We start from the raw sequence: 11,539 nt of genomic DNA, 5'->3' as shown, positions 1-11,539 counted from the left end.
AAAGACAAGGGTTGTTCCTTTTGAGCGATAATCATTGACGATGCCAGACAAGAGCGCATCACCAATAACACCATTTCGGTCATCCTCCACCATACGACCATGGACATCGTTGGTGTGAAGGACTGTGACCGTATCATTATTAGTACTTGTGCTAGCATTTGTCACTGTTTCTGTTGCTGGTGTAGCAGCTGCAGTTGATGTCGCTGTTTCACTTGCACTAGCAACTGCTGATACACTAGGTTCACTTGTTGGAGTTGCAAGTGTCGATGTTGCGCTAACAAGTGGAGCGGCAGACTCACTTGATGCAGTTGAGTCTGCTGTCGATGCTGCACTTGTAGTGGCTGGTGTAGCTACTACTTCTGTGCTTGGAGTTGTAGCATTTGCATTCGTTTCTACCTCGTCAGCTTGGACAGCATTTGCCAAGATTGCAGTTGAGACGAGTAAGGTTGAGAGAGTCGTTGCAACGACAGTTTTCTTCTTCATTCCAAAATACCTTTCTGATGTTAAATCGTTTTTATTATACCACATATTATAAGATTAGAATTAAATATTTTTCACTATTTGATTAGAAATTCAATCGTTATGTCTCAATAATTAGTAAGTTGCCAAGCGTTTCTCAAGATGATTTTGAAGCAATTCCAATGTGAAACTCAAGGTCCAATAAATGAAGGCAATCAGGATATACATAGACATGTAGTCATACTCACGACCCCCGATAATCTTAGCATTTTGGAAAATGTCTGGTACTGTAATCATGGCAGCCAACGATGAACTTTTAACCATATCTATGATGACATTTCCAAGTGGTGCTACTGCAATACGCATGGCCTGAGGTAAGATGATGTGACGAATAATAGACTTCTTTGGCAGTCCCAAGGAGCGAGCAGCTTCCCATTGTCCCTTATCTACAGCAGAAATAGATGAACGGAGAATCTCAGCCATATAGGCAGCACTTACGCTGGAGAAACCAATAAAGGCACAAAGCAGAGCGGGTAACTGGACACCAACATAAGGCAAGCCAAAGTAAAGAATGAAGAGCACGACCAACATGGGGACACCACGCATGATGGAAATGTAAATCCGAGCAGGGTATCTTAACCATGACTTTTGCGACATCCGCATAAAGGCAAGGAGAATCGCAAATAAGTTCCCAACGATAAAACTCAAAATGGAAATTCCTAAAGTGTAGGGCAATCCTGATAGAACGTAGGGAATACTTTTAAAAATCAGCTGAAAATCAATAATCATAAGTCTATCTTTCTAAACATTTCTTTAGCAAATAAGCGACCCTAATGGATCGCTTATATTATTCGACATCAGAGATATCAATATTAGTGTAGTTTACTTTAGTTTTCTTTGTAACGTCTTGACCAGCAAAGAATTTCTCTGAAATCTTGGTAAGAGTACCGTCTTTTTTCATGTCTTTAATGGCTTTATTAACTTTTTCTTGAAGGACTTTATTCTTCAAAGAGAAAGTAAAGCTAGTTGAATATGGGTTACTGTAAATACCATCGTTGATTTTTACAGGGTATTTATCTTTAACCGCAGCTACGGCCATCTTTTGCAAGTAGTAATCGTTGACAATAACGTCTGTACGACCATTTACCAAGTCTTGCATGTAAACATCGTTGGTAACATTGTCATAAACAACGAGTTCAGCCCCCATCTTCTTAGCAATCTTCATGTATTTGGTACTTGCGGCACCAGCTGCTTTTTTACCTTTGAGGTCTTTCCATGAAGAGATGCCTGAATTATCAGAGTCACGGACTACCATTGAAGTAAAGGAATACTTGTATGGCTCAGAACGCAAGAATTTTTTAACGTTCTTATTGTCATCTTCAAGTGAGTAGTTGGCAATGTCTACTTGACCACTATTTACAGCTGTAAGCATTCCGTCTACACCCATTTCAGTGAAATCAATCTTCAACTTGAGGCGTTTTCCAACTTCCTTAAGAATCTCAACATCGTAACCAGTCAAATTATTCTTGTCATCATGGTAAGTTTGTGGGTAGAGGGTTCCTGCAGTCGCAACCTTGATGGTCCCACGTTTTTCAATCTTTTCCCAGTTCTTCTCGCCTGAACTTTGTGACGAACAAGCGACCAAAAAGACCGCAGCCAAAGCTAGGCTAATAACGGCGAAAAATTTCTTTTTCATCTATATCTTTCTCCTTAAAAATAATAATTGAGGTAAGTTAAAAACTTATAATACAAGCCTACACTATTTGAAAGGGTTTTACAAAAAATTGAACTGAGAAAAAATTTTCTAACTAAAAATCGAAGCTTCTTCCATTTCTTGAGCAATTTGTAACAAAAGGTCTTCACGTCCCTTGGCAGCCGTCAGTTGAACGCCAAGCGCAAGTCCTTGCTCATCACGATAAACAGGCAAAGAAATTGAGGGTTGTCCGGTTAGGTTAGCCTGTTGCGTGAAAGGTGTCCAATCTAGACTATCCGCAAACATGTCCCAGATAATCTCCTGTTGCTTTTCCCACTTGTAATCAGCTATGTGCTTAAGTTTCGTCTTCAAGCTTTCTGAAAGAGCAAATTGTCCATGTTTAGGTGCCACATCTGCAACTGTAGGTGTCAGTAAAATATCATAAGTTTCATGAAACTCTGCCATCTGATGACTATACTGATCCCACTGAGCGAGGACTTGGGAGTAAACTTTAGCTGGAATCTTTTGACCAGATTGGAAAATAGCCCAAGTCATCAATTCCATATCATCAAGAGTCATCTGACGGCTCAGACCAGCTTCAATGCCATCGAACATGGCAGCCGTCTCAACACTATTCATAAGGTAATAAGACTGCATGGCCTCAATACCATTTAAGGGCTGTTCCGTCAATTCGTGGACTTGGTGTCCTAGGTTTTCCAGTGCTCTAACGGCTTTTTTAGTTGCCTTTATAGCAGATTCTGAAACCTTACCACCAATTGGAGAGACTGTCGAGAATGCAATTTTCAAGGGCTTAATTGGCTGGTCTAAAGCTTGCTTGCTTAGCTTAGGTAAGATAAATGGACTTTCCATCTGACAAGTCTGCATGTGGTAAAGCAAGCGTTTTGTATCTCGAACAGTCTTTGTCAAAGCAAATTGGACAGAAGCTCCCTGCCATCCACGGAAAGAGCCAGGACCTACAGGAATTCGTCCTCTAGTTGGTTTAAGACCGATGAGGCCATTAAAAGAGGCTGGAATACGGATAGAACCTCCACCGTCACTAGCTGGAGCCAAAGGCGAAATGCCTGAACTTACAAGTGCAGCTGCACCACCACTCGACCCCCCAGCATTGCGTGTTACATCATCAGGAAGATTGACAGAACCATGAATCTTGGCATCACTAATATTTTTGAAACCAAACTCAGGCGTATTGGTACGCCCCAAGATAAGAAAGCCAAGGTCCTCCAGTTTCTTAACATAGTTATCCGTTTCCTTAGGTCGAAAGTCTGTAAATAAGCGAGAACCTGCAGTCGAAGGTTCACCAGCCTGATCTTGACCTAGATCCTTGAGAAAAATTGGAACCCCAGCAAAAGGCTTATCTAAAAAATTTTTTGTATCTGCTTCTACTAAAGCTTTCTCGTAGCGTTGACTGACGATAGCATTAATTTTGGGATTCGTCATCTCCGCTTCACGGATAGTGGCCTCTACTAATTCACGAGGACTGACTGTCTTATTTCGTACTGCTTCAGCCATTGCTGTCGCATCCGACCATTCATTTATTAACATCGTATACTCTCCCTACAGGTAATCTGTAATCAATTATACTAAAAAAGCGAAACGCCTGAAACGTTCCGCCTGAAATCTGGCAATTAGTCTTGCCAAGTTTCTTGATTTTCTTTAAATTTTCTCAAAAGGTTAAGTCCGTCTGCAGTGATGTATCCTTGAACCTTAGCAACTTTAATCAACTCACTGTAGTTTGAAAGAGTAACTAATTTAACACCGGCATCCGCAAAGTTTTTCTCAGCTTTTGGCAATTCGTAAGTAAAGATAGCCACAACACCGATAACATCAGCCCCTTCACGCTCTGCAGCTGCTACGGCATCAAGAACAGAACCACCAGTTGAAATCAAGTCTTCAACAACAACCATCTTTTCGCCCTTAACCACACGACCTTCGATTTGGTTACCAGCACCGTGATCTTTTGGTTTGCTACGAATATAGGCAAATGGAAGGTTCATCTTGTCAGCGATGATAGCACCGTGAGGAATACCAGCAGTAGCAGTACCAGCAATCACTTCTACTTCTGGAAATTCTTCCTTAATCTTTTCCACAAAACCATTTTCAATCAAGGTACGTGTCTCAGGGTAAGACAAGGTAATACGGTTATCCGTATAGATTGGTGATTTAATACCAGACGCCCATGTAAATGGCTCTTCAGGTTTAAGGTAAACCGCTTTGATATCTAGCAAGTCTGAAGCGATTTGTGATGCTAATGTCATAATTATTATCCTCCGTAAAGCGTTTTCTACTCTTTATTATAACCTAATTCAATCTATTTTCCTATGAAATAAGGTCTTTTTGAAAATTTATTGACCGTTCCATTGAGCCTTGATATCGTGATAAGCTACTACTGGATCATCAGCTTGCGTAATTGGACGACCAACAACAATGTAATTTGAACCAATTTGACGGGCATCGGCAGGCGTCATGACACGTTTTTGGTCACCAACCGCTGCTCCTGCTGGACGAATACCAGGTGTCAAACAAACGAAATCTTCATTTGTTGCTTCTTTGATTTTGGCGACTTCGTGTGCTGAGCAAACAACACCATCAAGACCTGCTTCGGCAGTCTTTTTAGCATAATGAACCACTGATTCTTGAAGTGTCGTTTGGATATTTTGGAAATCATGCATCTGCTCTTCAGAGGTAGAGGTCAACTGAGTTACAGCAATCAAGATTGGACCATCACCCAAGCCTTCACGCGCAGCCTTCATCATTTCCACACCACCAGCCGCATGCACATTAGTCATATCAACGCCAAGATTAGACAAAACACGCATTGCAGATTTGACAGTATTTGGAATATCGTGAAGCTTAAGGTCAAGGAAAACACTATGACCAAGATCTTTAACATAGCGAACAATCTCTGGACCAGCCGCATAGTAAAGTTCCATACCAATCTTCACATAGAGCTTTTCATCAGCAGGAAACTTAGCAAGGAAAGCCTTGACATCCTCAAAAGTCGGGAAATCAAGGGCAATAACAGGACGATTTTCTCTCATTTCTTATATCCTTTCACACAAAAAACCTCCGCCAGTCAGCGAAGGTTGCACGAAAACAGGGCAGTCCCTACCCTTTAGTGATGCCGTAGCATCTCAGTACACCTTTCTCGCCTCTCTGGACTCGATTAAAGGTTCAGTTCAATTTGTTCTATTATAGCGCTTTTATAAGGGAATGTCAAAGGGGGATGAAACCCAAATATCTATTCAAGCATCTTTATAAGCTCTTTATTTTGTTTGTCATAGTAGTTAAAATAGCTTGAATCAATACCCAAACACTCAACAAGAAGCAATCGCAAGTTTTCAGAAAGTTGTTTTAATTTCTTACGACTTAATAATCGCGTATCAATTTCTGACAAACCGTGAGCAACTTTATTTCGTTCACCATTCAAACTTAAAATGCCATTAATCGCTGTCTGAAGCTGAGAATCATATTCATAGAACTCAAGGATATTCAAGTAAGATAATAGATTAAGTGTAGATTGTACTGAAAAAATGCGTTCTTCAGTGTCTTCAATACCCCTAGATTTTTTCATTTTCTTATCAATATCATCTAAAATTGCCTCACATTCAGGAAAACTTGGATTAAGTTTTGGCAGATTGCCATCAAATACAATTAAGCCCTTATGATCTTTTTTGATGGTTTCTTCGATGACAAATTCAGCTAGTGATTTAGCCTTAATTAAGACATCCCGTTTGTATCACGTAAAATATTAAAAAGTAATTCTGTTGACGCTTCCAATTCTTCTGTGGTATAGCTGTTATTTTGATTTTCCGGATGATGAATAATGTTACGAATTAAGGTTGGAAGAGTTTTTTGCTCTTTCTGAATATTCCCGTCTTTTAATAAACGAACATAGTCTTTATCTTGAGCTACGCCTTTATCTACAAGCCATTTTTCGAATTCTTTCTCGAAATAATTTTTTTCATTCTCGTCGATCGCTTTAGCTTGGATAAATCCATATAATTCATTGTGAAATTCCACGCTGTTTACTCCAAAAGCAATGTAGTTTATTTCTCCTATTGTCGGTGAGGTAGTTCCGAATAAATTTAATTCCCGCTTATCCGATATAAAATTCACTCCGTCGTCATTCTTGGAAAAAATATTAATTTGCTGAGTTCTACAGTCAAACTTTTTTAATAGGTAAGGAGAATGAGTCGTAATAAAAACTTGATATTTTTCAGAAATTTTATTGAGTGAATCGATAAGTTTATCTTGCGCTTTAGGATGTAAAAATGTCTCAGGCTCATCAATAAAAAACATAATTGGCTTAGATAATGTTTCCTCTTCATTATCAAGCACACCAGCATAAACTTGAATTAAGCTTAAAGCTAATGCTCGTTGCATTCCAGTACCTTTTTCTGAAACAGAAGTTGAAATACCATTATCTGAAAGAAGAAGACTACCCGTCTTAAAGAAATTATCAATTTCAGGCAATCCAAAATTAAATTGCACCTCACCATCTCCATACTGATCTTTCAACACGGAGGAAATTTTAGTCGCAATTCCTTCAAGAATTTTACCCAACCCTTCATCTCCAAAAGTTTTTTTATGAGCATCTTGAAATTCTTTCCAAATATCGCCTTTTTGAAAATCTTTTGTTATGTCATTAATTATTTTACCTATTATTTTGGTCTTACCAAAATCTTGATAATCTTCATTCTTTATATCCGAATATACAAACTGAGCATCAAATAACGCTGTAATTGTTTTATCAATGCCTGTAGGGTTTTCAAACATCTTTATCTCATCTTCCTCGGTTGAATTTGGATTATAAATCCTTACTTTTGAGATATCTAAAGAAACTGTTTTTCTGCCTTGTGTTACTTCACATTCCTGAGATGACCTTAAAACCCTAAGACTATACGTACCATCTTCATTGTCGATTACATAGTCGCTGTATTTATTCAGATTTAGATTTTCATCATTAACTATTTCACTGAGATCCGCGCCTTTGAATTCAAGTTCGACAGATATATTTTCAGTCTCAAGACCCTGAGTTATAAAATCTAACTTGTTTTTTCCACTCTGAATGAATTCAATTGCTTTAAAAATTGTCGTCTTACCACAGTTATTATTTCCTACGAAAAAATTTACACCTTCCGAGAATTCAATAACATGTTCTCCTTTAAAACTCTTAAAGTTTACTAGTTTAATTTTAGAAATATACATTTTCTTATTTCCAACTCACGTTATGTATTAAAGTGTCCGTAGTTGATCCTTAACCTCATCCTTACTGACCGTCTCGTTGAAGAACGGCAAGCCGACAATGCGATAACGGTCATCATCAACCAAGGTTCTTGCCTCGTCTCGCTCAGAGATTTGATGCAAGAACTCTTGTTTCCAGCCTTCCTTACTATTTTCGAAAGTATTATTCGAATCCAAGAATTGACTGCCTTTTGGTTCAATGAAAATCTGCCAAGAAACATTACCTGTTTTCTTATCGTTAGCAAACATGAGAAAATCTGGTTCAAAAGCCTGTCCTTTGTCAAAACTATAAATTCTCACAGCTTTTTCGTTTCGAAGCAAGTAAATATCCGTCCATTTTTCTTCAAGTTCGGTCATTAAATCCTTAACCAAACGAACGAGAAGTTTTTCTTCGCTTGTACCAAAGTTGTCGTTGTAAGCATACCAATTTAGATTATCCAAGTCCTCGAAATATTGTGTCTCGGCTGAATTTTTCTGGGACAAACCGAACTCTGCCTGACTTTGGTGATTAATAGTATATTTCCGCAAAATATTATCTTCAAAGAGATCCTTAATTTTGTACTGTTCAAATTTTTCTGAACCAAAGAAACGCTCCTCGGTCGCAATCAAATCTTTTTCAATATAATGGAGAAGATTTTCAGTAATATAAAGTTTGTCGTCTGGCGTTAAATCCGTTATTAGTTCGTATTGAGATTCTACTCTAATATCGATATCCGCAAGCATCTTGATAAATCCCGAGACACTGCTTAATGCCACAAAAGCTTTTTGAAGATTATCAAACGAAAATTTCTTATTACGATTAATAGCCGTTCTGACAATATTGTCGCCAATAACTCTGTCAAATTTGAACGTTAGAACTTCTAAACTATCTGAAATGTAAGTTGCTTCGTTAAAAGCTTCAATGTCACGCACACCATGAGTTGGGAGTGTCACTTCAAAAGATTTGGGAATAAAGCTGGTATCAAACAGATTTTCTTGACGCTGTTCCACCAATTGCTCATACGACAACCGTTTATTCATCCAAACGATACCATCGGTATAAGTCCGAGTCTTTTTGAAGGATTCTTTCAGTTTCAACTCACGTTCTTCCAGATTTTGGTCATCATAAATCCCAGATTCACGCAAGACTTGCTTGAGTTCTGAAATATAGCGAGGGTTGTTTGCAGAATGATAATGAAGTTGTTCAATCACTCGAAGTTCATTGTTCTCATTCTCATCAAACTTTCTAGTGTATTTTTCATCAAAATTATCTCCAATCACAAAAGGATAATAACGGGCACCACGGCCAATCAACTGCTTTTCGGTATTGGTGGTTTTTCCAGCAACAAATCCGTTTCTTGTGGTCTTCCCATCACGGGTGTCATAAAGTCGGACAATATCGAAAAGATTGAGAACATCCCAGCCTTCATTCAACATATCCACGGCGAAAATCGCACGGACTTCATTTGTCGGTTGTTCTAATGTATTGAGGAGAGTGAGGCTATCTTTGTTCTTGTTTTTCCGTCCACTAATAGCAAGCGTTCTTGTCGAAAATCTTCCTGAAGCTCTGCAATCAAGTCAGCATCAGAAATACTAGCTGTCTCGAAGTAAGCAAACGCTTTTTTAAGATACTGGATTTTTCATCCATTTCTGAAACTAGCTTTCGCTGGGCTAGAATATCAGCAGAGACAATATTTTCCAGCAAATTCAAAAATTCGTCCAAATTTTTTTGGCTCTCAGCAATCTTCTGCGATTTGAACATGACCAAAGGTTTCAGATTGATACCATTTTTTAGCGCTATTTTCTTGCGGTATTGGCTGATAATAATAGCCTGCAGCATGCGATTTTTAACTTCGCCATCCACCAGATGAAAGAGAACGTCTTTCGAATACTTGTCCAGTCGAAACTCCTTCAAATCATATTTGAAAAGCAAGGATTTTTTGTACTTTTGAGCTAGGGTTGGATTGGTTAGATCAATCGTTGCCGTAAACTCAAAAATACTGGATTTTTGAGCGGTTTCCTGGATAGTTTCAATGGTAGACGTCCAGCTGGTGTTGTCTTTTTTCTCGTTTGTATTCAGTCCAGCGTTCAAGTGATGGGCTTCATCTGCCAGCATAACTACGGAAATATCCTTGAACTGTTCATATGAAAGGCAATTTTCCCGAGGGGTGTTCAAATCTTGGTGGAGCTTTTGGATGGTAGTAAAAACGATATTGATGCTGTCACCACGGCTATCTGAAAAATCCGTCACTTCACGAACTGTCACGATTTGCCCGTCCATGACAATCTTCTCCGCAAATAGATACTTTCCAGAAGCACTCTCCAAGAAATTATCCTTAGTTTTCGTCAGAATATTATCGTTATTGACAAAGAAAATGAAGTTTCGTTCGCCTTGCTGGAACTTTTCCAAGATAATCGCCGCCATCAAAAGCGTCTTCCCAGAACCAGTCGCCATGTTATAAAGTACTTGTTCAGGGATAGCACGATTATCATCATTTTTATAATATAAATAACGCCCAAGTGCTTCCTGCTGGTATGATCGTAAGGGATATCTTAAATTTTGGGTGATATAATCAGGTAACTCTTCCTTGAAATTTTTAAAGCCTGACTTGCTAACCGTGTCATAAGTTTCATAGATAAAGGGCATGGTCTATTCCCCCTTTCCATAGAAATCATGATTTAACTTCTTATCCTCAGCAGAAATTCCATAATCACTATCATCAATATCAGAGTAATTCACGTAGAGATTATTGTTATCTATAATTTCAGATAGTATTTGCTTTTGTTCTGCTAATGAAAGTAGTTCAAAGTCAGTCTGTTTTAATTTTTTAGGGTCAATACGATAAGACAAGAAGGATGACTTTTTCGCCATTTCAAATAACTCCAGAAGTTCTTCTGTTGTTGTCGCTTCGGAAATAGCATTTTTGAAGTCTTGGGCGTCATTTTTAAGTTCAGCGTAGACAAAACTACCGCCGCCAGACCAGTTAACGTCTTTGGAGACACCACCTTGTTCACCAGCGATAACCTTTTTCAGTCGCTCCACCGAAACCGTCTCAATATAGTCCATCTGCTCGATACCTATATACTGTCGGTTCATCTTATGAGCGACGGCTGCAGTTGTACCCGAACCAAGGTGGTAGTCAAGGACGATGTCGCCCTTACTGCTTGAAATAGAAATCAGATTCTGAATCAATTTTTCAGGTTTAGCAAAGGTAAAAACTCTGTCTCCAAATAATTCCTTAATTTCATCAGCACTTCGTTGATTAGTTCCATAGGAACCATCCCAGAAATCACTAGTTATTTGACCATTTTCAATCGCATCTTTAAGGTACATTTTTCCATATGGAATTTGTTTTCCTTTTGAAGGCCAATGTATCCCATCAACAGAAACTAATCTATTAAACTCATCTTTATTTATCATCCATGGACCGGATAATATTGTTCCTTCAGGTGTCTGAATATCATAATTGTATTTTCCTCTGGTTAAGTCCAGTATATTTGACCTTCTATATTTCCCGTTTTCATCTTCATATGAATATTCTTTTTGAGCTTTATTGGAAAGTGGTAACCTTTTTAGTTTTGCATCAGAATTTTTTCTATATATCAAAATAAAGTCTATAACATTTGCATAATCACCAATATTCGGCTGATTATCTGTTTTTCTCCAAGTTATCTGTCCTACAAACTTTTTATTATCTGAAGAAACATCAAATACTTCATCTGCTAACAACTTTAAATGATTAACCCCATCTATGCCTATGATAATTGAAATAAAACCATTTTCAGATAAGAGTTCTTTGGCCACTTCTAATCTATTTTTCATAAAAGTTAACCAAGTTGATAGTTTAAAATTTGAATTATAGCTGAATGAATCGTCTGATTTTTTTATTAAAAAAATATGGAGGATCAATTATTATACTATCAATTTTCCCCACAAAGCGTTTTTTGAGGCTATGAAGGGCAATGAGATTATTACCTTTGATGATGAGGTTATCACTATCACTGAGTTCTTCTACTTCATGCTCACCAGTTTCATCATACCGTTTGAAGTTAGTTAAAACCTTATTATCTAACAGACGATTAATCTCAGTCGGTGCGAGTGTCTCGTTAAAAAAAATTTCCTGTCGTTTGGCATCATCCTTA

Annotated in this window: 9 protein-coding genes and 2 pseudogenes; all 11 read right to left on the bottom strand. The window is 38.1% G+C overall.

What is annotated here, in order from left to right; translation table 11 throughout:
- Positions 1-483, bottom strand: a pseudogene (locus HSISS2_RS11455) (bifunctional metallophosphatase/5'-nucleotidase); the annotation flags it as partial.
- Between the two features lie 111 nt (positions 484-594).
- On the bottom strand, positions 595-1,248 hold the full coding sequence (locus HSISS2_RS03165; RefSeq protein ID WP_021145352.1) for an amino acid ABC transporter permease: 654 nt from the start codon (positions 1,246-1,248) through the stop codon (positions 595-597).
- A gap of 58 nt (positions 1,249-1,306) precedes the next feature.
- Positions 1,307-2,155 (bottom strand): transporter substrate-binding domain-containing protein, encoded by an 849-nt coding sequence (locus tag HSISS2_RS03160; protein WP_002888400.1) that lies wholly within the window; start codon positions 2,153-2,155, stop codon positions 1,307-1,309.
- A gap of 108 nt (positions 2,156-2,263) precedes the next feature.
- Positions 2,264-3,715, bottom strand: a complete 1,452-nt coding sequence (locus tag HSISS2_RS03155) for an amidase (RefSeq protein ID WP_021145351.1) — start codon at positions 3,713-3,715, stop codon at positions 2,264-2,266.
- Positions 3,716-3,798: 83 nt separating this feature from the next.
- Positions 3,799-4,428, bottom strand: a complete 630-nt coding sequence (gene pyrE / locus HSISS2_RS03150) for an orotate phosphoribosyltransferase (RefSeq protein ID WP_002888403.1) — start codon at positions 4,426-4,428, stop codon at positions 3,799-3,801.
- 87 nt (positions 4,429-4,515) lie between these two features.
- Entirely contained in the window at positions 4,516-5,211 is a 696-nt protein-coding gene (pyrF, locus tag HSISS2_RS03145) for an orotidine-5'-phosphate decarboxylase (protein ID WP_021145350.1), read from the bottom strand.
- A 200-nt stretch (positions 5,212-5,411) separates the two neighbouring features.
- Complete coding sequence (locus tag HSISS2_RS10755; protein ID WP_367229367.1) at positions 5,412-5,849, bottom strand: hypothetical protein; 438 nt, start codon at positions 5,847-5,849, stop codon at positions 5,412-5,414.
- A 41-nt stretch (positions 5,850-5,890) separates the two neighbouring features.
- On the bottom strand, positions 5,891-7,381 hold the full coding sequence (locus HSISS2_RS03135) for an ATP-dependent endonuclease (protein WP_021145348.1): 1,491 nt from the start codon (positions 7,379-7,381) through the stop codon (positions 5,891-5,893).
- A gap of 27 nt (positions 7,382-7,408) precedes the next feature.
- Positions 7,409-8,839, bottom strand: a complete 1,431-nt coding sequence (locus HSISS2_RS11640) for a hypothetical protein (RefSeq protein ID WP_240472047.1) — start codon at positions 8,837-8,839, stop codon at positions 7,409-7,411.
- A 130-nt stretch (positions 8,840-8,969) separates the two neighbouring features.
- Positions 8,970-10,043, bottom strand: coding sequence for a DEAD/DEAH box helicase family protein (locus HSISS2_RS11635; RefSeq protein WP_021145346.1), 1,074 nt, complete (start codon positions 10,041-10,043; stop codon positions 8,970-8,972).
- Positions 10,044-10,046: 3 nt separating this feature from the next.
- Positions 10,047-11,539 (bottom strand): annotated as a pseudogene (locus HSISS2_RS11630) (site-specific DNA-methyltransferase); the annotation flags it as partial.

The sequence above is a fragment of the Streptococcus sp. HSISS2 genome (genome assembly GCF_000448665.1).
Taxonomy (GTDB): domain Bacteria; phylum Bacillota; class Bacilli; order Lactobacillales; family Streptococcaceae; genus Streptococcus; species Streptococcus raffinosi.
Note: the sequence above shows the minus strand (reverse complement) of the source record. Positions and strands in the feature narration are given on the sequence as shown.